Genomic DNA, 25,800 nt, shown 5'->3' with positions numbered 1-25,800 from the left:
CCCAGCGCCACGGTGCGTATTGTACGCCCGGTCAGCGGATCTGCTTGCCCAGGCGGATGGACTGCAGACGGTCCTGCGCGGTGCGCGCGGCGTCCGAGCCGGGGTACTGCGCCACGACGGTCTCCAGCGTCTGCTGGGCCTGGTCGACCTTTCCCTCGCCGTACTGCGAGAGGCCGATCTTGAGCAGGCCGCCCGCGGCCTTGTCGTGGGTCGGATAGCGCGAGAGCAGTTCTCGGAACTGGGTCTCGGCCATCGGGAAATTGCGGGTGGCGTAGTAGCTCTCGCCCAGCCAGTACAGCGCATTCGGCGCGTAGACGCCGTTCGGGTACAACTCCAGGAAGCTCAGGAACAGCTGCGCCGAATCGTCGTACCTGCCGGCCTTCAACGCATCGAAGGCAACGTTGTAGGAGGTGCGCTCGTCGCCGGTGGCGGCAAGGCTGCCAGCATCACCATGGACGGAAGGCGGCCGCTCGGAAGTGGCCGCCGCTGCGGGTTTTGCCGGGGCCGGTGCGGCCTTCGGCGCGCTCGCCGGAACAGGCGGCAGGGCCGGGGCGGCATTGCCCCCTTCCAGCCGGTTCAGGCGGCTGTCCAGATCCAGGTACTGGTCCTGGGCGGACTGCTTGAGCTGGGCGTTGTCATGCTGCAACTGCTCGATCGAGGCCTGCAGGCTGGTGACCTGCTGCCGCAGCTGATTGATCTGGTTCAACAGGTCCTGGTTGGCACTGTTGTTGTACATCTGCTGCTCGAGCGCGCCGACACGGTCAGCCAGGCTCTGTCGCTGTGCGTGCGCCGGTGCGGCAGCCACGAGGGCTGCCGCAACGACCAGCATCAGTTTGATGCCAATGCGCATGGATTACTGCGCGGTGTAGACGATTTCGACGCGACGGTTCTGCGACCAGCAGGACTCGTTCGACTCGGTGCAGACCGGACGCTCTTCACCGTAGGACACGACGGTCAGCTGCGAAGCCGAACCACCGTTGGCCTGCAGGGCCGAGCTGACGCCGTTGCCACGACGCTCACCCAGGGCCTGGTTGTACGCGCGCGAACCGCGCTCGTCGGTGTGGCCCTGCAGGGTGATGCGCGAGGACGGACGGTCACGCAGGTACTTGGCGTGGCACGCCATGATGGCCTGGAATTCCGGCTTCACGTCTTCCTTGTCCAGGTCGAAGTAGACCACGCGCTGGCGCAGGCAAGCGTCGGTGTCCAGGTCGCCCGGGCCGTACAGGCCGGAGGTCGACGGACCGGTCGGGGTGGTGGTCGAGGTGCCGGTGTCGACCGGGGCTGCCGGCTCTTCCTTCACCTTCTTCGAGCAACCGGCCAGGACGGCCACAGACAGCAGGGAAACAAGCAGAACGCGGGTGGACTTGTTCATGGCGATACCTTTGTGGCTCCTAAGCCGATGAGGGGTTCAAGACAACGAAAATATTAACACTCTTTTAGCGCTGGGTACGGTATGGGGACCATGCCGGTTCGCGCACATCACCGTCAGCCAGGACCAGGCGCTGGCGAACCCGCGCATCGGCCGAAACGGCATACAACACACCACGGCCACCTTCGCGGGCGGCGTACAGCACCATGCTTGCGTTGGGCGCAAAGCTCGGCGATTCATCCAGCGAACCCGGGGACAGCGTGCTCCAGCGCGGCGAGCCCAGCGAGCTGTCCATCATCGCGATCTTGTAGCTGTTGCCCGAGCCCTGGGCGACGGCGATCTTCTTGCCATCGTAGGACACCGACGGCTTGGCATTGTAGTTGCCCTGGAAGGTCACGCGCTCGGCGCTGCCGCCGCCGGCACCGACCTTGTAGACCTGCGGACGGCCGCCGCGATCGGAGGTGAAGTACACCGCGCTGCCGTCCGGTGCCCAGGTCGGCTCGGTATCGATGGCGAAGTGGTTGGTCAGCTGGGTCAGCTGCTTGCTGCCCAGGTCCATCACGTAGATTTCCGGGTTACCGGAGCGCGACAGGGTCAGGGCCAGCTTGCGGCCGTCCGGCGAGAACGCCGGGGCGCTGTTGATGCCGCGGAAGCTGGTGACCAGCTCGCGCGCACCGGTACCGATGTTCTGGATGTAGATGGCCGAATTGCCACGCTCGAAGCTGACGTAGGCCAGCTTGCTGCCATCCGGACTCCACGACGGCGACAGCAGCGGCTCGGCCGAGCGCACGATGGTCTGCGGGTTGAAACCATCGGAATCGGCCACCATCAGCGCGTAGCGCATGGCGTCGCCCTTGCCACTGGCGGTCACGTAGGCGATGCGGGTCCAGAAGGCGCCGCGCACACCGGTGATCTTTTCGTAGATGGCGTCGGCCATCTGGTGGGCAACGTCGCGCATGGCATTGCCACGGGCGGTCATCGCCAGGCCCAGCAGGCGCTCGCCCTTGGGCACGTCGAACAGTTCGTACTCGACGCGGTAGGCACCGGCACCGGCATCAAGCACGCGGCCGACCACGATGTAGTTCTGCTTCAGCGCGCGCCAGGTCGCGAACTGGATATCCCCTCCCCGCACGGGCTTCTCGACGATCTGCGCTTCCGGCAGCGTGCGGAACTGGCCCGAACGCTCCAGATCGGCACGGACCACGCCGGCGACGTCGGTCTGCGGAGCGGCCGACGAACCCTGGTAGGGCATCGGCACGATGGTGATCGGCAGCGCGGAGGCATTGCCGCCGATGATGTCGATATCCAGCCCCTTCTGCTGCGCGACGGCAGCAAAGGGCAGCAACAGGGCCGCAAACACGGCAAGCCAGCGAGGCATCTTTTTCATGGAGCGCTCAATAAGGGGAAACCGGAACGAGGGATAACAAAGCGGGAGTGAACCGCTTCGCAATCATGAACCAAGGGTACGTGAATTCCGGGTCAGTTCCAGCCCGTCTTCTCACGCACCGTTAACGTCGTGGCCAACATCGCACCGTCTGCCCTGGTCACGCCGCCCCGGAGGACGGCGTTCGACAGCAGCCCACAGCCTGCCCGGTCGAAACCGAGCACACCAGAGGCAAGCGCGACAACCGTGGGCAGGAGTGGCCCGAGCCCCCCCTGCCCTGCCCGCCTCAGCGATCCTGGGCGGTAAAGGTGAAGTTGAGCGTGCGTGCGAACACCGACTCGAAGCCACGGTACGGCAGGGGCTGCGCGTTGAGCACGGCGGCCTCGATCGAACGCTTGCCGGCCTCGTCGTAGGGGCAGTTCGGGCTGACCTTGGCCTGCATCACCGTGCCACCCGGAATCTGGGTGATGGTGATCTGGCAGCGCTGGCCCAGTGGCACCGTATCCGGGCGCACCCACTGCGACAGGACCTTGGCCTGGATCGCCGCGGCGTACTTGGCCGAAAGATCATCGCTGTTGCCACCGCCACCGGCGGCCGGCTGGGACGCACCGCTGGCACCGGCGGCGGCACTGCCCGCGGCATTGCGCGCGGCGGCGACCTGGCGCAGCTTCTGCTCGGCCAGCTTGGCTTCCTTTTCGGCCTGCTCGCGGCGGGCACGGATCTCGGCGATCTTCTTCTGCTTCTCGGCCTCGGCCTTGTCCGCGGCCTGGCGCGCCTGATCGGCCAGCTTCTTCTTCGCGTCTTCTTCCTGCTGCTTGGCCAGGCGCAGCTTCTGCTCGGCCTCTTCCTGGCGCTTGCGTTCGGTCAGGTCGATCTGCTCCTGGCGGCGCTTGGCTTCCTGTTCCTGTTTCGCCTTCTCCTGCGAGATGGCCAGCGCGCTCACTGCTTCCTGGTCCTTGGTATCCGGCTGCGCGACGCGCTCCTGCGCCTGTTGCTGCTGCGGCGTGGGGGCGTCCTGTGGGCGCGGCTCGGGAATCGGCTGTGGCGGCGGAATGGTGTCTTCCGGCACCGGATCCGGCTCGGCCACCGGCGGCGGCAGGTCCTCCAGCTTTTCGGACTGGCGCAGGGCCTGGCGGGCGGCGGACGCCTCGGACGCGGACAGCGCCAGGCTGGCCTCCACCGACGGATCACCGGCGGCGGCGTCGGTGTTGCGCTCGGGTGACCAGAACCAGGCCACGATGAAGACCAGCGCGACCAGCAGGTGCACCAGCAACGCCAGCGCCAGGGGCAGGCCCCAGCCGGGTTCGCGCTGCTGTGGAGGTGGCAGGGCGTCAGCGTGCATCGGTGGCCAGGCCTACCTTGTCTACCTTGGCGCGCTTGATCACATCCATCGCGGCGATGACCTTTTCATAGGCCACGGCACGGTCGGCGGCGACGATCACGCGCACGCCCTTGTCCTGGGCGGCGATGCCTGCCAGGCGGCCTTCCAGTTCCTCGGCCGACACGGCGGTCGGTTCCTTGGCATCGGGCAGCTTCAGGCTCAGCTGGCCGTCCTGGCGCACCGAGACGATCACCGGGTCCTGCTTGCTTTCCAGCGCCTTGGCGTTGGATTGCGGCAGGTCGACGTCGAAGCTCAGGGTGAGCAGCGGCGCGGTGACCATGAAGATGATCAGCAGCACCAGCATGACGTCGATGTAGGGAACGACGTTGATTTCCGATTTCAGCTTGCGGCGCTTGCGGCGACCGATGGCAGCGGACATGGCTTGGACTCCCGGGTCAGGCGCTTACTCGTCGCCAGCGCTCTGGCGCTGCAGGATGGAGCTGAACTCTTCGGCAAAGGTCTCGAACCGCACCGACATGCGCTCCACGCGGGTGGTGAAGCGGTTGTAGGCCCACACCGCCGGGATCGCCACGAACAGGCCGATGGCGGTGGCGAACAGGGCTTCGGAGATGCCTGGCGCGACGGCGGCGATACCGGCCTGCGCACCGCTGCTGATCATGTCGTGCATGGTCACCATGATGCCGAACACGGTACCGACCAGGCCCACGTACGGGGCAGTCGAACCGATGTTGGCCAGCAGTTCCAGGTTGCGCTCAAGCTGGTCCACTTCGCGGGTGTAGGTGGTGCGCATGGCGCGCTGCGCGCCTTCCAGCTGCGCACGGCCATCCAGGCGGCGCTTGTCGCGCAGACGGGTGTACTCGCGGAAACCGGCTTCGAAGATGGCTTCCAGGCCGGTCACGCTGCGGCTGCGGTCGGTGGCGGCGCTGTACAGCTTGCCCAGGTCGGCGCCGGACCAGAAGCGGTTCTCGAACTCGTCGGCTTCGCGGGTGGCCTGCTTGAACACGCGGGCCTTGCGGAAAATGATCACCCAGCTGACGAACGAGCCGACCAGCAGCAGCAGCACGATGATCTTCACCGGCAGGCTGGCCTTGGCCATCAGTTCGAGGTAGTTGATGCCGCCGCCGGTGGTGGCCTGGGCAAGGGTCTGTGTCGCGGCGTTGCTGACGTCGGCCGGCAGTGCCTCGGTGACCGTGGCCTGCAGGGCCAGGAGCGTTGCGATCATCCGTTGTTCCTCAGTGTTCGGATTCGGGGTGGAGGTGGGGTTGCAGCATGGCAAGGACGGCCTCGTCCATGCCACGCGGGCGGAAACTGGCCGCTTCCAGTGCGGCGATGCGGACCCGGGCCGACAGCAGCAGCTCGCCGTCGCGCAGGATCTGCTGGTCGAAGACCATGCTGGCCTTCTTCAGCTGGACCAGGCGGGCGCTCACCTGCAGGGTGTCATCCAGCCGTGCCGGCTTGATGAAATCCATCTGCATCGAGCGCACCGCGAAGACCATCCCATGCTCGGCGCGCATGCGCTCCTGGCCGTAGCCGAGCGCACGCATCCATTCGGTCCGGGCCCGTTCCATGAAGGCCACATAGCGGGCGTGGTAGACCACGCCGCCTGCGTCGGTATCTTCCCAGTAAATGCGTGTCGGCCAACTGAATAGTGGCTCAACCGACATCGGGAACCTCCGCGAACAGGTCCTGCGGCGGGTTCTTCGGCTTCAGGCCCATGTGCCGGTAGGCCTTGTGGGTGGCCATGCGGCCGCGCGCGGTGCGCACCAGGAAGCCCTGCTGGATCAGGTACGGCTCGACCACGTCTTCCAGCGTGCCGCGCTCCTCGGACAGCGCCGCGGCCAGCGACTCGATCCCGACCGGGCCGCCATCGAAGTAGTCGACCAGGGTCTTGAGCAGGCGCCGGTCGAGCTCGTCGAAGCCTTCCGGATCAACCTTGAGCATCTTCATCGCGGCCTGCGCCACGGCCTCGTCGATGTGGCCGCCCGCCTTCACCTGCGCATAGTCGCGCACGCGGCGCAGCAGGCGGTTGGCGATACGCGGGGTGCCGCGCGCGCGGCGCGCGATCTCGCCGGCGCCATCGGCGGTGCAGTCGATGCCGAGGATGGTGGCCGAGCGGCGCACGATCCGGGTCAGCTCCTCGACGCTGTAGAACTCCAGCCGCTGGACGATGCCGAAGCGGTCGCGCAGCGGCGCGGTCAGCAGGCCGGCGCGGGTGGTGGCACCGATCAGGGTGAACGGCGGCAGGTCGATCTTGATCGAACGGGCCGCGGGGCCCTCACCGATCATGATGTCGATCTGGAAGTCTTCCATCGCCGGGTACAGCACTTCCTCGACCACCGGCGACAGGCGGTGGATCTCGTCCACGAACAGCACGTCGTGCGGCTGCAGGTTGGTCAGCAGCGCGGCGAGGTCGCCGGCCTTCTCGATCACCGGGCCGGAGGTCACCCGCAGGGCCACGCCCAGTTCGTTGGCGATGACGTGGCTGAGCGTGGTCTTGCCCAGGCCGGGCGGCCCGAAGATCAGCACGTGGTCGAGCGCGTCGCCGCGCCCCTTGGCCGCTTCGATGTAGATCTCCATCTGCTCGCGCACCGGGGCCTGGCCAAGATAGTCGGCCAGGCGCTTGGGGCGGATGCTGGCGTCGGCGGCGTCATCCTCGCGGGTGGCGCCGGCGCCGATGATGCGGTCGTCGGTCATACCGTGATTATGCGGTAAATGGTTGCATTCCGGGGCCGGAAGCACGGTAGTGCCGGCCGCTGGCCGGCAACCCCATGAACACCGGTGGTGCGGCGGAAGCCGGCCAGCGGCCGGCACTACCAGACCTCAGATCTCGACCTGGGCCCCGAGTTCGACCAGGCGGTTGCCGGGAATACGGAAGAAGCCCGTGGCCGGCGCGGCATTCCGGTGCATCAGCGCGAACAGCTTGTCGCGCCAGATCGGCATGCCGCGGTTGGCGGTGGCAACGATGGTTTCGCGGCTGGCGAAGAAGGTGGTGTCCATCGGGTCGAAGTAGATGCCACCGTGGTCACACGAGCGCATCAGCGCCAGCGGCACGTCCGGGGTTTCCATGAAGCCGAAGCGCACATAGACGCGGTAGAACTCGTCGCCCACCGATTCGATCTTCAGCCGCTGCCCTTCCATCGCATACGGGATCGGCAGGGTCTCCACGTGCAGGAACACGTTGCGTTCGTGCAGCACCTTGTTGTGCTTGAGGTTGTGCATCAGCGCATGCGGGGCGACGGTCGGGTCGGCGGTGAGGAACACTGCAGTGCCCGGCACGCGCACCGGCGGTGCCAGCATCAGCCCAGGCAGGAAGGTATCCAGGCGGATGCCGTCCTTGCGGATCTCATCGCGCAGCAGTTCGCGGCCACGGCGCCAGGTGCGCATCATGGTGAACAGGAAGATCCCCAGTACCACCGGGAACCAGGCGCCCTGCAGCAGCTTGGCACCGTTGGCGATGACGAAGCCGAGGTCGATGATGAAGAACACCACGCACAGCGGCAGCAGCCAGGCGCGCGCCTTCGGCCACAGCGAACGGGCCACCAGGGCCAGCAGCAGGGTGTCGATCAGCATGGTGGCCGACACCGAGATACCGTAGGCCACCGCCAGGTTGGACGAGCTGCGGAAGGCCAGCACCAGGCCGATCACCATCACCGCGATGCCCCAGTTGATGCCCGGGATGTAGATCTGGCCGATGGTGTCGTGCGAGGTGTGCTTGATGCGCATGCGCGGGATGTAGCCCAGCTGCATCGCCTGACGCGAGACCGAGAACGCACCGGTGATGACCGACTGCGAGGCAATCACCGCCGCCATGGTGGCCAGGATGATCATCGGGTACAGCGCCCACGGCGGCACCGCCTCGAAGAACGGGTTTTTCAGCGCCTCGGGGTGGTTGAGCACCAGTGCGCCCTGCCCCAGGTAGTTCAGCACCAGGCACGGCAGCACGAAGAAGTACCAGGCGTGTCGGATCGGCTTGGCACCGAAGTGGCCCATGTCGGCGTAAAGCGCCTCGCCACCGGTCACCGCCAGCACCACTGCGCCGAGGATGAAGATCCCATGCCAGCTGTGCTCCATGAAGAAGCGGATCGCCCACCACGGGTTGAATGCCTTGAGCACTTCCGGCGCATCGACGATGTTGTAGATGCCGATCGCCGCCAGCGAGATGAACCAGACCGACGTGATGGGGCCGAACGCCTTGCCGATCTTCTCGGTACCGAAGCGCTGCGCCGCAAACACCATCAACAGCACCACCACCGTGATCGGCACGATGAAGGCATGCAGGCCCGGCGCGGCCACCTCCAGGCCTTCCACCGCACCCAGCACCGATATCGCCGGGGTGATCACGCCGTCGCCGAAGAACAGCGAGGCACCGAAAATGCCGAGGATGCCGACCACGTAGGCCGAGCGCGAGCCGTTGCGCAGCGTGCGCTGGGTCAACGCCATCAGCGCCATGATGCCGCCCTCGCCGTCGTTGTCGGCGCGCATGATGATGGTCACGTACTTCAGCGTGACCACGATGTTCAGCGCCCAGAACGCCAGCGACAGCACGCCCAGCACGGTGTCGTGGTCACTGTTGAGCCCGTAGTGCGGCGAGAACGCCTCCTTCAGCGTGTACAGCGGGCTGGTACCGATATCGCCGAACACCACGCCGATCGCACCGATGATCAGCGCCATGCCTCCTGCTGGAGGGGCGTGACCGTGGCTGCCGGAGGCAGCTGCGTGCGGGGTTTGACTGCTGGACATGGGACTCCTGGCGATGCTCAGGCGGTTCGTTGAAGGAAAGGGACGCGGCTCAGCGCAGCGCCGACTGCAGCGCCTTGCGGATCACGGTGGCTACCTCGTCGCCTTCATTGAAGGCGTCGCGGGCCATGCGTGCCGCTTCGGCCGGCTTGTAGCCCAGCTGCTGCAGGGCCACGGTGGCATCGGACAGCGGGTCGGCCGGGGCTGGGCCGCTGCCGGTGGGCAGCGCGCCGCCGGCGCCGAACTGGGCGGCGCGGTCACGCAGTTCCAGCACCATGCGCTCGGCAGTCTTCTTGCCGATGCCGGGGATGCGGGTCAGCGCCGTGATGTCACCGGCCTGGACCATGCGCGCGAACTCCTCGACGGAAACGCCGGACAGCACCGCCAGCGCGATCTTCGCGCCGATGCCACTGACCTTCTGCACGTCGCGGAACAAGCGCCGCTCACCCTCGCGCAGGAAGCCGTACAGCGAAACGCTGTCTTCCTTCTGCGCGTAGTGGGTGTACAGCGTGACCTCGCGGCCGAGCTCGGGCAGGTCGTAGAAGGTGCTCATCGGCGCCTCCAGTTCGTAGCCCACCCCGTTCACGTCCACCACCAGCCACGGCGGCGCCTTGTAGGCGACGATGCCGCGCAGTCGACCGATCATTGCGTGCAGCTCCTCATTTGCGGCCCCACGCCTGGCGGGCACTGAGCCCCAGGCGGTTGGCCGTTGCCCGTACGTGGGCATGGGTGATCGCCACCGCCAACGCGTCGGCCGCGTCGGCCTGCAGCTTGGTTTTCAGGTTGAGCATGAGCCCGACCATGTGTTGAACCTGTTGCTTTTCGGCGCCACCACGGCCAACCACGGCGAGCTTGATCTCGCTGGCGGCGTATTCGTGCACCGGCAGGTCGCGCAGCACCACGGCCGAGATCGCCGCGCCCCGGGCCTGGCCCAGCTTCAGCGCCGAATCGGGATTGCGGGCCATGAACACCTTTTCAATGGCCACTTCCTGCGGCTGGTACTCGCGGCACAGGTCGGCCAGGCCCAGCACCAGCAGCTTCATGCGCTGCGGGAAGTCGTCGGCGCCCAGCAGCACCAGTGGCTGGTGGTGCACGTAGGTGACGCGGCCGGCGGCATCGACATCGATGATGCCGACCCCGGTCCGCTGCGAACCGGGGTCGATGCCGAGGATGCGGGTCATGCTGCACTCCTGGCGGGGCGGAACGGGATGCGCTGGCAGGCGTATGGGCTCATGACTGTCCGCGGTGACCGTTCAACGGCCCGCGCCCAGGCCGTCGAAGACGGCTCAGGCGTAGGCGTCGGCGCCGAGTTCGGCGTTGGAATACACGTCCTGCACGTCGTCCAGGTCTTCGAGCATGTCCAGCAGCTTCTTGACCTGCAGGGCGACGTCGCCTTCAACCTTGATGTCGTTGTCCGCGCGGAAGGTGATCTCGGCGTGGTCGGCGACATGGCCGGCGGCGGCCATCGCATCCTTCACCGCGTTGAACGCGTCAGGGCTGGTGACCACATCGATCGAGCCGTCATCGGGGTAGACCACGATGTCATCGGCACCGGCCTCAATGGCCGCTTCGGTGATGGCTTCCTCGTCGGCCCCTGCGGCGAAGCTGAGCACGCCCAGGCGCTTGAACATGAAGGCCACCGAGCCCTCGGTGCCCATGTTGCCACCGCACTTGCTGAACGCATGGCGGACATCGGCCACGGTGCGCACGCGATTGTCGGTCAGGCAGTCGACGATCACGGCCACGCCACCCGGCGCGTAGCCTTCGTAGCGGACTTCCTCGTAGTCGACGCCTTCCAGCTCACCGGTCGCCTTCTTGATGGCACGCTCGATCACGTCCTTGGACATGTTCACGGCCAGGCCCTTGTCCACGGCCACGCGCAGGCGCGGATTGTTGTTGGGGTCGCCTCCACCGCCGCGCGCGGCAACGCCGATCTCGCGGATGATCTTGGTGAAAATCTTGCCGCGCTTCGCGTCGGACGCGTTCTTGCGGGCTTCGATGGAGGGGCCTCTACCCATGGGTGCTACCGTCTGGCTGCTTCAGGATCAAGGCGCGGATTCTACCTGATCGGGCGCTGCAACCGTGTCTAGGCCCGTATTGTTGTAGAGCCGAGCCAATGCCCGGCTCCATGGGCCCGACCGAATGCAGCCGAGCATGGGCCCGGCTCTACAGGGCGGCCCTGGCTCCCTGCCCCTAGGCCGCCACCGCGTCGCGGCTGTGGTCGAACTTGCCATGACGCAGGAAATGCGCGGTCTGCCGAGCGGCGTCGGGCGACACCACCAGGCCACTGTGGCTGGTGCGGACCACGCAATGGTCGGCCAGGCCCGGCAGCCGGGTCTCGGCCAGTGCCACGGTGCCATCGGAGGCATCGTCGATGGCACCCAGCAGGCTGCCCAGCCCATGCGGCACCGAGCCGGCGATCAGGCCAACCTCGGCCCTGCCCTGCCAGTCCGGCAGGCCGTCGAGCAGCAGCTCGCTGCTGCGTCCCAGCGCCAGGCCCCAGCCGTGCTCGGACAACGAGCGTGCGGTACCACTGCCGCGCAGCGGCGAGCCCAGGCAGACCACCCGCTGCACCGGCAGCTGCGGATTGCGCCGCAGCGCTTCCAGCGCCAGCAACCCTCCCAGGCTGTGGCCGACCAGCGACAACGGCCCGGCATCGGCCAGCCGCTCCAGCAGCTGGGGCACCGCCACGTCGGGACCACCGAACACCGAGGAGTAACCGAACGCATGCACCTGGAAACCACGCGCGCGCAGGCGCCAGGCCAGCGGCCCGACCCAGGCGCGGGCATTCCAGATGCCATGCAGCAGCAATACGGGGGGAGTCATGCAAACAGCCTGGCGGTCAGCGGGGCAGGAACGTGAGGTGATTGAACACGCGCGCGCAGCAAGCGGCGGTGAACGTCAGGCCGCGCGCGGTGCGCGGCGCAGGATGAATTCAAGATCGTTGGTATCGCCGACCGGGAACAGGTACTCGCCGGCCTTCTCGAAACCATAGCGGGCGTAGAAGCGTTGCGCGCCGAAGTTCTCCGACCACACGCCCAGCCACAGCGTGCGCGGGCCTTCGCGCTCCAGCCAGGCCAGCGCGGTTTCCAGCAGGCGGCTGCCCCAGCCGCAGCTCTGCTGCGTCTTGATCAGGTACAGGCGCTTGAGTTCGCCATCACCGGGCTTCACATCCGGATGCGGCAGGCCACAGGGTCCGGCGGCGGCATGGCCGACCGCCTCCCCATCCAGTTCCAGCAGCCACACCGCGTAATCGGGGTGGGCCAGGATCACGCGCTGGCGCTCGACCGTGTAGGCCTCCTCCAGGAAGGCCTGCAGGTCCTGCGGCGGGTACAGATGGCCGAAGGTTTCGGTGAACGTGCGGGCGGCCAGCGCCGACAGGGTCGGCGCATCGTCCACAGTGGCGCGGCGGATCGAATACATGCAGGAAGTTGACGCCAGGGCGAAGCGGGGGTCAAGCCTTTTCAGGCGACTCCGCTTCTTCTTCCTCGTCCTCTTCCTCGTCCTCTTCCTCGTACTCCTCTTCGTCCTCGTCCTCTTCTTCCTCGCCTTCCTCGTCCTCGTCGTACTCTTCCTCTTCGTCGTCCTCGTAATCCTCGACGCCGAAGTCTTCACCGTCCCAACGGCCTTCGCCGTCGGCGACGAAGGTCAGGGCCATCGCCGCCGGGTTGGTACCGACGCGGACCAGCCAACCACCGAACACACGTGCACGCTCGGTGACCAGGTTGGCCTCGGAGCCTTCATTGCCCAGCTTTTCCCACTCCAGCGAAAACGCAAACTCGGTCATTGCCTGGATCTCCTGATCAGTTGGTCTTGGGGCGAACCTGGATGTGCACTTCGGCCAGCTGCGCGTCGACGATCGGCGACGGCGCGTCGGTCATCAGATCCTGTGCACCGGTGGTCTTCGGGAACGGGATGACGTCGCGGATCGATTCGGTGCCGGCCATCAGCGCGGCGATGCGGTCGATGCCGAAGGCGATGCCACCGTGCGGCGGCGCGCCGTAGTTCAGCGCGTCGAGCAGGAATCCGAACTTGGCGCGGGCCTCTTCGGCGCCGATGCCGAGCAGCTCGAACACTGCGCTCTGCATGTCCGGGCGGTGGATACGGATCGAACCACCGCCGATTTCATTGCCGTTGAGCACCATGTCGTAGCCGCGCGAAACGGCGGTACGGGCGTTGGCGCGCAGGTCGGCGATGTCATCCACGGCCGGTGCGGTGAAGGGGTGATGCAGGGCGACGTAGCGCTGTTCTTCCTCGTCCCATTCGAACATCGGGAAGTCGGTGACCCACAGCGGCGCCCAGCCGTCGGCGACCAGGCCGAAGTCCTTGCCGGCCTTCAGGCGCAGCGCGCCCATGAAGTCGGAGACCTTGTTGTAGCCACCGGCACCGAAGAACACGATGTCGCCGTTGCCGGCGCCAACATGGGCGACCAGCGCAGCGAAGGAGGCCTCGCTGAAGAACTTCTGGATCGGCGAGCTGACTTCGCCGTTGTCGGCGATCTTGATGTAGGCCAGGCCCTTGGCGCCGTACTTGGCAGCGTGCGCGGCGTACTCGTCGATCTGCTTGCGGCTCAGCGCTGCACCGCCCGGGATGCGCAGCGCGGCGACGCGGCCTTCGGCATCGTTGGCCGGGCCGGTGAACACTGCAAACTCGCTGTCCTTGACCAGTTCAGCCACGTCGACCAGCTCCAGCGCGATGCGCAGGTCCGGCTTGTCCGAACCGTAGCGACGCATCGCCTCGGCCCAGGTCATGCGCGGGAAGCTGGCATCCAGCTGGACGTCGACCACTTCCTTGAAGATGGCGCGGATCATGTCTTCGACGAAGTCCTGCACGTCGCGCTCGCGCACGAAGGCGAATTCCATGTCCAGCTGGGTGAACTCCAGCTGGCGGTCGGCACGCAGCGCTTCGTCGCGGAAGCAGCGCGCGATCTGGTAGTAACGGTCGAAGCCGGCCACCATCAGGATCTGCTTGAACAGCTGCGGGCTCTGCGGCAGGGCATAGAACTCGCCCGGGTGCATGCGCGCCGGCACCAGGAAGTCGCGCGCGCCTTCCGGGGTGGCCTTGGTCAGGATCGGGGTCTCGATGTCCTGGAAGCCCTTCTCGTCCAGGTGGCGGCGCAGGGCCTGCACCAGCTTGATGCGGGTGCGCTGCATGCGCTGCATTTCCGGACGGCGCAGGTCCAGGTAGCGGTACTTCAGGCGGGTTTCCTCGCCCGGGTTCTCGTGGGCGTGGAACGGCAGCGGTGCAGCCTTGTTCAGCACGGTGATGGCGGTGGCGATCACTTCCACCTTGCCGGTGCGCATCTTGTCGTTCACCGCGTGGCGGGCGCGCACGACGCCCTCCACCTGCAGCACGTCCTCGTAGCCCAGCGAAGCCGCCACGGCGAACACTTCGGCGTTGTCGACCTCCACAGTCACCTGCACGATGCCTTCATGATCGCGGAGATCGATGAAGCAGACGCCGCCCTGGTTACGGGCCACGTCGGTCCAACCGGCGAGGGTGACAGTCTGGCCAATCAGGGTCTCGTCGACCAGGCCGCAGAAGTGGGTACGCATTGGGGGAAGCTCCGCTGGAGAACGCCGGCGCCGGATGGGGGCCGGAAAGCCTCGTATTCTGCGGCCGAGGCCCCGGCCGGGGCAAATCCGGCCAGTCACACCGGCTTGATCATCCCCCTCCCTATAGTCAGGCACCTGCCACCGTATGGGATGCCGCCATGAATCCGCTGTCCCTGGCCAGCCTGGCCGTGACCCTGAGCCTAGGCACCATCGCCACGCTCGCCCTGCCCTCTGCCCCGGCCGCCGCGCAAAGCGGGGTGATCCGTTGCGAGAGCCAGAACAACCGAGAACGCGTGTGCAATACAGGCTGGCGCAATGCGCAGCTGGTCCGCCAGCTGTCCGGCAGCGCCTGCGACGAGGGCCGCACCTGGGGCAGCCGCAATGGCAGCATCTGGGTCAGCAATGGCTGCCGCGCCGAATTCGTCGAAGCCCGTGGTGGCTGGGGCGGCGGCAACGACGGTGGCTGGGGCGGCAACAACGGCCGCCCCGGCGAGACCATCCGCTGTGAGAGCCAGAACAATCGCGAACGCAGCTGCCCGGTCGGCTGGCGCAACGCCCGCCTGGTCCGCCAGCTGTCAGGCAGCCCCTGCGACGAAGGCCGTACCTGGGGGGTGCGCAATGGCGCGGTGTGGGTCAGCAACGGCTGCCGCGCCGAATTCGCCGAAGCTCGCGGATGGGGTGGCGGCGGGGGCGGTGGCTGGGGCGGCGGTAACAGCAACTACTCCATCACCTGCAGCAGCAACAACAACCGCACGCAGAACTGCGACTGGGATGAGCGCCAGGGCCGGCCGGTGCTGCAGCAGCAGCTGTCCGGCAGCGCCTGCCAGGAGGGCCGCAGCTGGGGCTACGCACGTGGCCAGGTGTGGGTGAGCAATGGTTGCCGGGCGCGCTTCGGTACGCGTTGAGTTGCGGGGGCGGATCCCTGGCCAGCGGCCGGGACTCTGACCCGACCAGGTTTCCCGCATCCACGCATGACGCGGATCTGCCGGGGGTCTTTCCGGGGTCGGAGCGCTCCACAGGAGGCATCCGACCCCGCGATCATGGTGCGGGCGCTTTGTCGTCGCCCCACGGCGGCGGCGGCAGATCGACCGGCTTGCTCAGGTCGAACTTCACGCGGAAGCGGCGGCCGTCCGGGCGGGCCAGCTCGTAGACGAAGGTCTGGTCCGGGTCGATCTCCATCGCCCAGGTGTTGTGCGTGGACGCAAGCATGTCGGCACGACGGAACATCGCCACCGAATCGGTGTCCGCCGGGAACTGCTGGCGCTCGGCGGTGCCCGGCGGCGTGCTGTCGCCCCCGTAAAGGGTGATCGCATCCGCGCTGCCATCCGGGTGGCGATGGTCGTGCTTCAGACGCAGGCCATTTCCGGTGCGGCTCAGCACCCAGGTGCGCGAGTGGTCATCCCCCACATGGAAGGGAATCCGCAGCTCGTGGGCAGGGTCGGCACAGCCGCGCACATGCATGACCAGACGCTGGCCGGCGAACGGGTCCTTGCCGGTCGGCGCCGGCGTGTCCTCCACCACCCGGCCCTCATAGGCCTGGCCGCAATGCGCGGCGATGGCGGCCATGAAGGCATCGGCCGGTGCGGTCGCCAGATCATGGGCGACCGTATCGGAACGCTGCGAACAGGCAGCAAGGCTGAGCAGGAGGGCGGAAGCGGTGACAACGGCAGGCAGTTTCATGCCCCAACCCTAACGACCCCGGCCGATGCGCGCAAACCCTGCGCACCGGCCACGTCACCTCAGTGGTGCAGCCAGACCTCGCAACCGCCCACGTCCTGCTTCCGGCCACCGGCGGCATAGCGGCGGGTGATCTCGGCCAGCCATTGCACGCGCTCGGGGCTGCTGCCTACCTGGCTGGGGCAGTTGACCAGTGCGGCCAGCGGCAAGCCCCCCAGTGCTGCATCATCTGCGGCCAACGACGCAAGCACGTCGTCCGAGGCCCAGTCCGGAATCATCACGGCACGGCGGCCGGAGAAATACGGCAGCTCGGAGGACCAGTCCTGGCCGAACGCGACCACCACGCCCTGCGCCGTGGTGCCGGTCCGGATGGCCTCGGCGATCTGCGAAACCGGTGTCGGCTCGCGTGCTTCCTTGATGTCCTTCAGCGACTTCACCAGGCCAAAGCCCACCGACAACACGCACAGGAAGATCGCCAGCGCAACGCCACGGCGCGGCTTGCCCGCCGCTTCGGCCGCCAGCACCGTCGACCACAGCACCAGGCCGATGATCGACGTGGCGAACACGATATTGGCCGCCTGGTAGTAGGGATGGGCGATGTGCAGGTTGGTGAAGACCAGGAACGGCGCCAGGTAGGCCAGCAGCAGGACAGCCACCGCCGTGCGCGTGCGCTTCTGCCACAGCCCGGCGATGACGAAGACCAGGAAGATCCAGTTGGAGCCGATCGCACCGGAGAAGCGCTTCTTGAACACCGTGCCCCACCAGGTAGCCGGATCCAGGCGCTGCTGCAGGGTGCCGTAATTCCAGGTGGACAGTGCATCGGAGGTGATCTGCCGGCCCAGCGCCGACTGCGCCTTCAGTGCATCGGCATGCTGCAGCCACAGGCTGAGCGTGGCCAGCACGGCCAGCGCGGACAGGCCACCCCAGAACAGCAGCTGCCAATGCTGCTGCAGCCACCGCGGGCGCCAGCCGTGCTCGCGCAGGGCCAGCCACAGGAAGGCCAGTGCAACGAACGCGGCAAAGCCGAAGAACGAAGTCACCTTGATGGCCGCCGACAGCACCGCCGCGACGACGGCAACCAGGCCCACCCACACGCGCGGCTGGCTGCGCAGGCGTGCCATCGCCCAGACAAAGAGCAGGCCAAAGAACACCGCGCTGGACTCCATCATCACCGAGCGCCCCCAGAACTGCGCGTACGGTGAGACGGCGAATGCGCCGGCCACGCACAGCGCCAGCGTGCGGTCAGGGCGCCATGCCAGCAGCGTGCGGTAGACCAGCCAGATGCAGCCGGCATGGAAGACGGTGGAGACCAGCCGCCCGCTGTTGTCGGCACTCATGCCGGTGACGCTGGACAGCAACGCCGCCAACCACTGGTAAAACGGGAACTCGAACGGGATCGACCAGGGCGCGCCCAGCACCGGGGTCACGTAGTCCAGCCAGGGACCGCCGCGCAGCAACCAGTCGATCGACAGTGCAGTCTGCGTCTGCCGGAAACCGGAGGCATCGACCGGGGGCATCGACCAGCTGCAGCCCAGCAGGACCAGCAGCGCGACCGCCGAGAACCACAACAGGATCTTGCCCGGCAACAGGCTGCGGTCTGGGTTGCTTTCCTGGGTCACGCCTGTTGCTCCTGACTGTGGCCGCCCACGACAGGGCGCGCTTCACGGGCGCGCAGTGTCTGTGTTGGCGCGCGGGAGTGCAAGCCGCTGCACGCGGCTGCGGCTCAGCCCTGCGGTGGCAGCGGCGCCTTCAGCGGCGCGGCATGGATGGCTTCGGTGGCCGCCACCGGTGCGGCCTCGCCCTCGCCCGCGGGCTCCTGCTCCACCGGATCGACATCGAACGGTGTGCGGAACACCAGCGACGGCAGCAGCGTGGTCAGTGCGGCGTACAGCAGCAGCGCGCCGAACAGCACCGCTGGAATCTGGAAACGCTCGCGCATGATCGCCGCCAGCACCAGGGTGAAGATCAGGGTCGGAGCCAGCGCCAGCGAGACCCGCAGGCTGCTGCGGAAGCTCTCGCCGAACATCACCCGGCGCTGCAGCCAGACCACGCCGATGCGCAGCGGCAGCACCACCAGGGTAATCACGATGCCCAGCCCCAGGGCCTCGAAACTGAGGGCTTCGCTGGGCACCTTGGTGCCGGCATTGAAGAAATAGAACGGCACGAAGAACGAAGCGAACAGGCGCAGCGCGTGCAGGTTCTCGTGCGAGGCCAGCAGCGGCATGCGCTGGTGCAGCAGGCGCGCGACCAGGCCGGCGATGAACGCGCCGACCAGGTAGTACACGCCCAGCAGGTAGGTGATGTAGGCCGCCACCATGCCGACCATCACCAGCAGCGAGAACTCCGAGCCCGGCGCGTGCGGCGCCACCCAGCGGCCCAGCGCGATGAACAGCAGCGGCAGGCCGACCATCATCGCCAGCAGCGCCAGGCTGGACAGCGCCATGTGCCCCGGATCACCGGCCTGCAGCACGATGAACAACGCCGCCAGCGCCAGCAGTTCGCCGGCGATGGCCTTGCTGGTCACCCAGAACCGTTCGTCCTCGCTCAGGCCCAACCGCGACAGCGAGTCCATGATGAAGCCGGTGGAGGGCGTCAGCAGCGCCAACGCCAGCAGCCCGGCGGCCTGCCACGGCAATCCTGCGTAACGCCAGGCCAACCAGCCGACGCCGAACAACGTGCCGGTACGGATGACCAGATGTGCCAGCAGCGGCCACATGCCCCGGCGCAGCGCCTGCAGATCCACTTCCAGGCCGGCAAACAGGAACAGCGAGGAAATGCCCAGGGTGGCCAGCAGTCCGATCACCGCATCATGTGCCTGATCCCCCAGCCAGAGCATGCCGATGATGCCGAACAACAGGCAGGTCAACGGGGCAGGCAGGCTGAAACGCTGCAACGCGCGCGGGATCACCAGCAGCGCGAAGATCAGCAGCAGGTAGATCAACTCATGGCTCATCGGGGTCTTCCGTGGGGTTGGAACGCGCGCAGGATGCGCGCGCTGAACCGATCCGGCAAGCCGTTTCTGGATGACTCCCGGTTACCTCAACCGATCAGGCGATCGGCAATGCGCCCCACCTGCGCCAGCACCCCGGCGCGTTGCTCGTTGCTGATCGCGCCGGCCTGCAGATAGGCGGTCAGCACCCACGGCGCGCCGCCGGACAAGGGCCACAGGACGGCGATGTCGTTGCGCGCGTCTTCACCATTGCTGCCGGTCTTGTCACCCACCCGCCAGCGCTTGCCGAGTCCCGCGCGCAGGCAGGCATCTCCGGTTTCATTGTCGATCAGCCAGTCGGACAACTGCTGCCGCGACGCCGGTTGCAGCACATCGCCCAGCACCACACGCTGCAGGGTCATGGCCATCGCCGCCGGCGTGGTGGTATCGCGTGGATCGCCCTCGGCAAAGCTGTTCAGCTCCGGCTCCAGCCGGTCACTGCGGCTCACCGCATCACCGCTCGCGCGCAGGAACGCGGTCACTGCGGGCGGGCCACCGACCACGCCGAACAGCAGGTTGGCGGCGGTGTTGTCGCTGGTGATGATCGTGGCCCGGCACAGATCGCGCACGGTCATGTCCTTGCCGGCGTGGCGACGGGTGACCGGTGCGTGCGTGAGCAGATCGGCATCGCGCACCGGCACGCGCCGGTCCAGCAATGCCGGCATGCGCTCGGCCTGGCTGAGCACGGTGGCCGCCAGCATGCTCTTGAAGGTACTGCACATCGGGAAGCGCTCATCCTGGCGATGACCCAAACGGCGGCCGCTGGCGGTGTCGAGCAGGGTCACGCCCAGGCGGCCGGCGCAGGCCATCTCCAGCGCTGCGAAATCGTTGGCGGTGGTAATGGCAGCCTCGGTCGGTGCGCGTGCGCTGGCCTTGCCTGCCGCACGCGCCAGCAACGGCAGGGCAAGCGAAGAAGCGACGGCGGCACCACTGAACTGCAGGAATCGGCGACGGGCGAGCATACGGAATCTCCTGGCAACCACTCGATTATTCAGGCCAGCACGATGGGCGACCAGCGCGAAATATCAGCGAGAGACATGAATATTATTCATGGCTGCTGCATTCAACCCACTGCTGTTACGAACAACTTCATTGACAGGGTAGGATCAGCCATCACTCCAGCTCACGACTGCACGATGCTGCACCCCACCCTGCCGTTGAACGCCCTGCGCGCGTTCGAGGCCGCCGCCCGCCACCAGAACTTCACCCGTGCCGCGCTGGAGCTGTGTGTCAGCCAGGCCGCGCTGAGCCATCAGATCCGTGGGCTGGAGGACCGGCTCGGCATCCGCCTGTTCCATCGCCTGCCGCGCGGCGTGGCCCTCACCGACGAAGGCGCGGCGCTGTATCCGGTGCTCAACGAATCGTTCGAACGCATCTCTGCCAGCATCGCGCGCTACACCGGCGGGCCGGCCCGTGAAGTGCTGACGCTGGGCGTGGTCGGTACCTTCGCCACCGGCTGGCTGCTGCCAAGGCTGGCCGCATTCGAGGCCGCGCACCCGGATATCGAGCTGCGCCTGCAGACCCACAACAACCGCATCGACCTGGCCGGCGAAGGGCTGGACCTGGCCATCCGCTTCGGTGATGGCGACTGGCAGGGCCAGGCCTGCACGGCGATCCTCGATGCGCCGTTCGCGCCACTGTGCGCACCGGCATTGGCGCGGCGGCTGAAACAGCCGCGCGACCTGGCCACGCTGCCGTTGTTGCGCTCCTACCGCAGCGACGAATGGCCGCGCTGGCTGCAGGCGGCCGGCGTCAGCGGCGTGGAAGCGCGCGGGCCGGTGTTCGATTCCTCGCTGACGGTGGCGATGGCCGCCGCCGGGGGAGCCGGCGTGGCGCTGCTGCCGCTGCGCATGTTCGAGCAGGAACTGGCCGAAGGCCGCCTGCTGCAGCCGTTCGGCACCACGCTGGAGCTGGGCCGCTACTGGCTGACGCGGCTGCGCTCGCGCGCCGAGCGCGAGCCGGCCAAGCGCTTCCGCGAATGGCTGCAGGCGCAGCGCGCATAGGTAGTGCCGGCCGCTGGCCGGCAACCCCTGGATCCTTGTGAGCGCATCGCGCTGCCGGCCAGCGGCCGGCACGACCGGTCAGGACTCCAGCAGCTCCATCCACGCTGCCTCAGCTTTTTCCAGCTGCGCGGCGGTGGTTTCGCGGTCACGTCCGATCACCGCCATGCGGGTCGCATCGGCGTAGTTGGCCGGATCGGCCAGCTGGCGATCCAGTTCGGCCAGCGCACCTTCCAGCTCGGCCACCTTGGCCTCGGCGGCCGCCAGCTTGTGCGGGTTCACCGGCTTCTTCTGCACCACCTGCGCCACCGGGGCGGTCTTGACCACCACCGGCTCTTCCACCTGCTCCATGCGCGCCTTGGTGCCCTGCGCCTGCGGACGGGTGCGCAGCCACGCGGCGTAGGCATCCAGGTCGCCATCGAACGGTTCGACCACGCCATCGGCCACGCGCCAGTAGGTATCGCAGACCAGGCCGATGAGGTGGCGGTCATGCGAGACCATCACGATCGCGCCTTCGAAGGTGGCCAGTGCCTCGGCCAGCGCTTCGCGCATTTCCAGGTCAAGGTGGTTGGTCGGTTCGTCCAGCAGCAGCACGTTCGGCTGTTGCCAGGCGATCAGCGCCAGCGCCAGGCGCGCGCGCTCGCCGCCGGAGAAACCATCCACCGGCTCGAACGCGCGGTCGCCCGGGAAATTCCACTTGCCAAGGAAATCGCGGAACGACTGGTTCGGTGCGTCCGGGGCGATCTCGCGGAAATGCTCCATCGGCGACTGGCCCTCGTGCAGCGACTCCACCGTGTGCTGGGCGAAGTAGCCGATCCTCAGGTCCGGGTGCGCCATGCGCTCGCCGACGATCGGCGCCAGTTCACCCACCAGGGTCTTCACCAGGGTGGTCTTGCCGGCGCCGTTGGGGCCGAGCAGGCCGATGCGCTGGCCCGCTTCCAGGCCGAAGCCGACGTTGTGCAGGATCACCGCGTCCTTGCCATAGCCGGCCTCGACGTGGTTCAGGCGGATCAGCGAGAACGGCAGCTTGGCCGGCGGCGCGAACTCGATGCGGAACTCGCGTTCGGCGCGCACCGCTTCGGTGCCGGCCAGCTTGGCCAGGCGCTTCATGCGGCTCTGCGCCTGCGCGGCCTTGCTGGCCTGCGCCTTGAAGCGGTCGATGAAACTCTGCAGGTGGGCACGCTCGGCCTGCTCCTTCTCGTGCGCGATCTGCTGCTGGCGCAGCTGTTCGGCGCGCTGGCGCTCGAAATCGGTGTAGCCGCCCGGGTAGAGCTTGGCGCCGCCGCCGTGCAGGTGCAGGGTGTGGGTGGCCACGTTGTCGAGGAACTCGCGGTCATGCGAAATCAGCAGCAGGGTGCCCGGGTACTTCAGCAGCCACTGTTCCAGCCAGTACACCGCGTCCAGATCGAGGTGGTTGGTCGGTTCGTCGAGCAGCAGCAGGTCGCTGGGCATCATCAGCGCACGGGCCAGGTTCAGGCGCACGCGCCAGCCACCGGAGAACGAAGACACCGCGCGGTGGTGCGTCTCGGCGGGGAAGCCGAGCCCGTGCAGCAGCTTGCCGGCGCGCGCTTCGGCGTCGTAGGCGCCCATCTCGGCCATCTTCGTGTGTGCGTTGGCCACCGCCTCCCAGTCTTCGCGGGCGGTTGCCTCGGCCTCTTCGGCCAGCACCGCGGCCACCTCGGTATCGCCGCCCAGCACGAAGCTCAGCGCCGGGTCCGGCAGCGACGGAGTTTCCTGGGCCACGCTGGCGATACGGACCTTGCCGGGCAGGTCGACGTCACCCTTGTCGGCCTCCAGCTCGCCCTTCACCGCCGCGAACAGGCTGGATTTGCCAGCACCGTTGCGGCCGACCACACCTACCCGGTAGCCGGCGTGCAGGGTCAGGTCGACATTGGACAACAGCAGCCGCTCGCCGCGGCGCAAGGCGAAATTACGAAGGGAGATCATCGGGGGAGGGGTCCATATAACCGGATGGAATGTGCTGGTGAGCACTGTTCCTGCGACGCAATTCTAGCGTTAACGAATACTTGACGCGTCCCGGGATGCGCAGTGGCCGACGTTCCTCTCTCCCACGTCCCCGCCGCGCGCGTCCCGGGTCTCCTCCCCGCCGATGCCTGTCCGGGCTAAATGGTTGCTGCTGCAACGTTTTTCCCGATGACCGGCATTTGACAGGCACTGAATATCCCGTTAATTGCTGTATTGCGCACCGCAACAACCGCCGTCCGCCTCACCCCCGTGATGTCGATTCCGGTGCCGCCCCCGCCAACCGGAGCCCCATCCCGATGACCCGCAAGACCAGCCTGATCGCCGCCGCCGTCGCTGTCGCACTCGGTGGCTCTCCGTTCGTCGCCGCCGCCCAGCAGGCCGGCACCGCCGCCAACACCCTGGACACGGTGATCGTCACCGGCACCCGCGTGGCCGACCGCACGGTCGCCGAATCGCAGTCGCCGATCGACATCATCACCCCCGAAGCACTGCAGTCCACCGGCACCAGCGAACTGGCCACCGCCCTGTCACGCGCCCTGCCCTCGCTGAACTTCCCACGCCCTGCCCTGACCGACGGCACCAGCGGCGTGCGCCCGGCGCAGCTGCGCGGCCTGTCGCCGGACCAGGTGCTGGTGCTGGTCAACGGCAAGCGGCGCCACACCTCGGCGATGATCAACGTCAACGGCAGCATCGGCCGTGGCTCGTCGGCGGTGGACATCAACGCGATCCCGATCGCCGCCATCGAGCGGGTGGAAGTGCTGCGCGACGGCGCCTCGGCGCAGTACGGCTCGGACGCCATCGCCGGCGTCATCAACATCGTGCTCAAGGGCAGCGGCCGTGGCGGCAGCCTGGCAGTGGACTACGGCCAGTACTCGGCCGGCGACGGCAACAAGTACCAGCTTTCCGGCGATACCGGCGTCGAGTTCGGCAACGGCCGTGGCCGCGTGCACGTGGCCGGCCAGATCAGCCAGCAGGACGAGAGCAACCGCGCCGGCCCGTACCGCGGCACCACGCCGAACACCGGCAACTTCCCGAGCATCGGCCAGAAGACCTTCATCGTCGGCGACCCGCGCGTGGACGCCACCGCAGCCTCCGCCAACGCCAGCTTCGATTTCAGCGACCACGTGGCCGGCTACGCCAGCGCGCTGCTCAGCAACCGCGACATCACCTCGTTCGCGTTCTACCGCTCGCGCAACCACAGCGGGCAGAGCGCGCTGCTGGCGCAGACCTACCCGGACGGCTACGTGCCGGAGATCAACCAGTATTCCAAGGACCGCTCGCTGGTGGCCGGGGTCAAGGGCAACACCGACAGCGGCTGGACCTGGGACCTGAGCCTGAACCACGGCGAGAACACCCTCGATTTCCACACCCGCAACAGCATCAACTACAGCCTCGGTGCGACCAGCCCGCGCTCGTTCTACGACGGTACGCTGAAGTACCAGCAGGACATCTTCAATGCCGATCTGACCAAGTCGCTGGACTGGGGCCTGGCCTACCCGGTCACGCTGTCCTTCGGCGGTGAGTACCGCAAGGAGAAGTGGGACCAGAACCCGGGCGAACTGAACTCGTACACCGGCAGCGGCGCGCAGGGCTTCGCGGGCTTCACCCCGACCAATGAAGTGCATGCCGACCGCCACAACTACGCGGTCTACGCCGGCCTGGAAGCGGACCTGACCGAGAAGTTCTCGGCCGGCATCACCGGCCGCTACGAGGACTACTCGGACTTCGGCGACCGCTTCTCGGGCAAGCTGTCGGCGCGCTATGCGTTCACCGACAAGGTCGCGCTGCGTGCCACCGCCTCCAGCGGCTTCCGTGCACCATCGCTGGCGCAGCAGGGCTACCAGGCGGTCACCAGCCAGTTCCTCAATGGCGTGTTCGTCGAGCGCGGCACCTTCCCGACCACCAGCCCGGCCGCGCAGGCGCTGGGCGCCTCGCCGCTGAAGGCCGAGACTTCCACCTCCTACAGCCTGGGCCTGGTACTGCAGCCGGTCGACCGCCTGTACATCACCGTCGATGCCTACCAGATCGACATCGATGACCGCATCGCGCTGTCGTCGAGCATCACCACCAATGCCGCGACCAGCGCGCTGCTGGGCACCCTGGGCCTGCCGCAGGTGACCGCGTTCTCCTACTTCACCAACGGCCTGGATACGCGCACCCGCGGTGTCGACTTTGTCTCCAGCTACACGGTGCCGTTCAGCGCCAGCAGCCTGGAGCTGACCGCCGCCTACAGCTACAACGACACCGAAGTGCGCCGTGTCGGCGGCACTCCGGCGGTATTCGGCACGCTGGGCCTGACCCAGTCGCTGATCGGCCGTGATGAGATCGGTCGCATCGAGGACAGCTACCCGCGCGACAAGGCGATCCTGAGCGGCACCTGGCGTTCGGACCACTGGGAACTGGGCCTGGCCGCGACCCGCTACGGCAAATTCACCGTGCGCAACTCTGCCACCGCGCTGCGCGACCAGACCTACGGCGATGCCTGGGTGGTGGATGCCTCGGCCAGCTACAAGCCCAGCAGCAACTGGACCCTGACCGTGGGCGCCGACAACCTGCTGGACAAGTACCCGGACCGCACCGAAGACCTGCAGAACTCCACCTTCGGCATGCTGCCGTACAGCAACTACTCGCCGTTCGGCTTCAACGGCGCGTATGTGTACGGGCGGATCAAGTACACCTGGTAAGCGGTAATGGGTGCGCCGGGCCCTGCCCGGCGCTGCTCCACACACCCGCCCGCGGCCCCGGGGCAGGCGCGGTCCTG

24 protein-coding genes are annotated in these 25,800 nt (G+C 67.4%); 3 read left to right on the top strand and 21 right to left on the bottom strand.

Translation table 11 applies throughout. From position 1 onward, the window contains the following. Window positions 1-31: 31 nt before the first annotated feature. From ybgF to aspS, 16 genes are all read right to left on the bottom strand, one after another. Window positions 32-850, bottom strand: a complete 819-nt coding sequence (gene ybgF, locus KXV01_RS15315; protein WP_019660125.1) for a tol-pal system protein YbgF — start codon at window positions 848-850, stop codon at window positions 32-34. 3 nt (window positions 851-853) lie between these two features. Continuing rightward, a complete protein-coding gene (gene pal / locus KXV01_RS15310; RefSeq protein ID WP_005418510.1) occupies window positions 854-1,372 on the bottom strand; it encodes a peptidoglycan-associated lipoprotein Pal in 519 nt (172 codons plus the stop codon). Between the two features lie 64 nt (window positions 1,373-1,436). Beyond that, complete coding sequence (tolB, locus tag KXV01_RS15305) at window positions 1,437-2,756, bottom strand: Tol-Pal system beta propeller repeat protein TolB (RefSeq protein ID WP_005418511.1); 1,320 nt, start codon at window positions 2,754-2,756, stop codon at window positions 1,437-1,439. A 283-nt stretch (window positions 2,757-3,039) separates the two neighbouring features. Further along, window positions 3,040-4,095, bottom strand: a complete 1,056-nt coding sequence (tolA, locus tag KXV01_RS15300; RefSeq protein WP_049413325.1) for a cell envelope integrity protein TolA — start codon at window positions 4,093-4,095, stop codon at window positions 3,040-3,042. Beyond that, a complete protein-coding gene (gene tolR, locus KXV01_RS15295; RefSeq protein ID WP_005410751.1) occupies window positions 4,085-4,513 on the bottom strand; it encodes a protein TolR in 429 nt (142 codons plus the stop codon). The genes tolA and tolR overlap by 11 nt, the downstream gene beginning before the upstream one ends. A gap of 24 nt (window positions 4,514-4,537) precedes the next feature. Next, the gene (gene tolQ, locus KXV01_RS15290) at window positions 4,538-5,317 is read right to left on the bottom strand and encodes a protein TolQ (RefSeq protein ID WP_005410752.1); all 780 of its coding nucleotides are present in this window, start codon (window positions 5,315-5,317) and stop codon (window positions 4,538-4,540) included. 10 nt (window positions 5,318-5,327) lie between these two features. Then, complete coding sequence (gene ybgC, locus KXV01_RS15285) at window positions 5,328-5,759, bottom strand: tol-pal system-associated acyl-CoA thioesterase (RefSeq protein ID WP_049413323.1); 432 nt, start codon at window positions 5,757-5,759, stop codon at window positions 5,328-5,330. Next, window positions 5,749-6,789 (bottom strand): Holliday junction branch migration DNA helicase RuvB, encoded by a 1,041-nt coding sequence (gene ruvB, locus KXV01_RS15280; RefSeq protein WP_005418515.1) that lies wholly within the window; start codon window positions 6,787-6,789, stop codon window positions 5,749-5,751. Before ruvB ends, ybgC begins: the two co-directional genes overlap by 11 nt. A gap of 126 nt (window positions 6,790-6,915) precedes the next feature. Next, window positions 6,916-8,835, bottom strand: a complete 1,920-nt coding sequence (locus tag KXV01_RS15275) for a potassium transporter Kup (RefSeq protein ID WP_049415352.1) — start codon at window positions 8,833-8,835, stop codon at window positions 6,916-6,918. A gap of 49 nt (window positions 8,836-8,884) precedes the next feature. Then, window positions 8,885-9,478 carry a Holliday junction branch migration protein RuvA gene (gene ruvA, locus KXV01_RS15270; protein ID WP_005418517.1) on the bottom strand — a complete coding sequence of 198 codons (594 nt, stop codon included), beginning with the start codon at window positions 9,476-9,478 and terminating at the stop codon, window positions 8,885-8,887. A gap of 13 nt (window positions 9,479-9,491) precedes the next feature. Then, window positions 9,492-10,013: a crossover junction endodeoxyribonuclease RuvC gene (ruvC, locus tag KXV01_RS15265; protein WP_005418518.1), complete on the bottom strand. Its 522-nt coding sequence runs from the start codon at window positions 10,011-10,013 to the stop codon at window positions 9,492-9,494. 105 nt (window positions 10,014-10,118) lie between these two features. Beyond that, window positions 10,119-10,850 carry a YebC/PmpR family DNA-binding transcriptional regulator gene (locus KXV01_RS15260; protein WP_005418519.1) on the bottom strand — a complete coding sequence of 244 codons (732 nt, stop codon included), beginning with the start codon at window positions 10,848-10,850 and terminating at the stop codon, window positions 10,119-10,121. A 175-nt stretch (window positions 10,851-11,025) separates the two neighbouring features. Next, window positions 11,026-11,658, bottom strand: coding sequence for an alpha/beta fold hydrolase (locus tag KXV01_RS15255; protein WP_049415348.1), 633 nt, complete (start codon window positions 11,656-11,658; stop codon window positions 11,026-11,028). Window positions 11,659-11,733: 75 nt separating this feature from the next. Next, on the bottom strand, window positions 11,734-12,255 hold the full coding sequence (locus tag KXV01_RS15250) for a GNAT family N-acetyltransferase (RefSeq protein ID WP_049415346.1): 522 nt from the start codon (window positions 12,253-12,255) through the stop codon (window positions 11,734-11,736). A 31-nt stretch (window positions 12,256-12,286) separates the two neighbouring features. Then, window positions 12,287-12,619, bottom strand: a complete 333-nt coding sequence (locus tag KXV01_RS15245) for a DNA primase (RefSeq protein WP_111096140.1) — start codon at window positions 12,617-12,619, stop codon at window positions 12,287-12,289. Between the two features lie 16 nt (window positions 12,620-12,635). After that, complete coding sequence (gene aspS / locus KXV01_RS15240) at window positions 12,636-14,387, bottom strand: aspartate--tRNA ligase (RefSeq protein WP_049415340.1); 1,752 nt, start codon at window positions 14,385-14,387, stop codon at window positions 12,636-12,638. A 158-nt stretch (window positions 14,388-14,545) separates the two neighbouring features. Here aspS and KXV01_RS15235 point away from each other — a divergent pair, with 158 nt between their 5' ends. Continuing rightward, window positions 14,546-15,292 carry a DUF3011 domain-containing protein gene (locus KXV01_RS15235; RefSeq protein WP_263467908.1) on the top strand — a complete coding sequence of 249 codons (747 nt, stop codon included), beginning with the start codon at window positions 14,546-14,548 and terminating at the stop codon, window positions 15,290-15,292. 133 nt (window positions 15,293-15,425) lie between these two features. On the opposite strand, the gene KXV01_RS15230 is transcribed toward KXV01_RS15235, so the two are convergent. The 4 genes from KXV01_RS15230 to blaL2 form a co-directional block, all read right to left on the bottom strand. After that, entirely contained in the window at window positions 15,426-16,067 is a 642-nt protein-coding gene (locus tag KXV01_RS15230; protein WP_100478642.1) for a hypothetical protein, read from the bottom strand. Between the two features lie 59 nt (window positions 16,068-16,126). Further along, the gene (locus KXV01_RS15225) at window positions 16,127-17,683 is read right to left on the bottom strand and encodes a glycosyltransferase family 39 protein (RefSeq protein ID WP_049441311.1); all 1,557 of its coding nucleotides are present in this window, start codon (window positions 17,681-17,683) and stop codon (window positions 16,127-16,129) included. A gap of 104 nt (window positions 17,684-17,787) precedes the next feature. Next, complete coding sequence (locus tag KXV01_RS15220; protein WP_111097324.1) at window positions 17,788-19,017, bottom strand: cation:proton antiporter; 1,230 nt, start codon at window positions 19,015-19,017, stop codon at window positions 17,788-17,790. Between the two features lie 86 nt (window positions 19,018-19,103). Next, complete coding sequence (gene blaL2 / locus KXV01_RS15215) at window positions 19,104-20,015, bottom strand: L2 family extended-spectrum class A beta-lactamase (protein ID WP_049415333.1); 912 nt, start codon at window positions 20,013-20,015, stop codon at window positions 19,104-19,106. A 174-nt stretch (window positions 20,016-20,189) separates the two neighbouring features. Between blaL2 and ampR the strand changes: the two genes are divergently transcribed. Next, complete coding sequence (gene ampR / locus KXV01_RS15210; RefSeq protein ID WP_099487616.1) at window positions 20,190-21,056, top strand: LysR family transcriptional regulator AmpR; 867 nt, start codon at window positions 20,190-20,192, stop codon at window positions 21,054-21,056. A gap of 78 nt (window positions 21,057-21,134) precedes the next feature. On the opposite strand, the gene KXV01_RS15205 is transcribed toward ampR, so the two are convergent. Next, complete coding sequence (locus tag KXV01_RS15205) at window positions 21,135-23,000, bottom strand: ABC-F family ATP-binding cassette domain-containing protein (protein ID WP_111097325.1); 1,866 nt, start codon at window positions 22,998-23,000, stop codon at window positions 21,135-21,137. Window positions 23,001-23,335: 335 nt separating this feature from the next. On the opposite strand from KXV01_RS15205, the gene KXV01_RS15200 reads away from it, so the two are divergent. After that, window positions 23,336-25,723 carry a TonB-dependent receptor gene (locus KXV01_RS15200; RefSeq protein ID WP_111097326.1) on the top strand — a complete coding sequence of 796 codons (2,388 nt, stop codon included), beginning with the start codon at window positions 23,336-23,338 and terminating at the stop codon, window positions 25,721-25,723. Window positions 25,724-25,800: the final 77 nt, after the last annotated feature.

It is taken from the genome of Stenotrophomonas sp. Ps181 (genome assembly GCF_025697425.1).
In the GTDB taxonomy this organism is placed as follows: Bacteria; Pseudomonadota; Gammaproteobacteria; order Xanthomonadales; family Xanthomonadaceae; genus Stenotrophomonas; species Stenotrophomonas sepilia.
The sequence above is the reverse complement of the archived record's forward strand: the minus strand, read 5'-3'. Positions and strand labels throughout refer to the sequence as shown.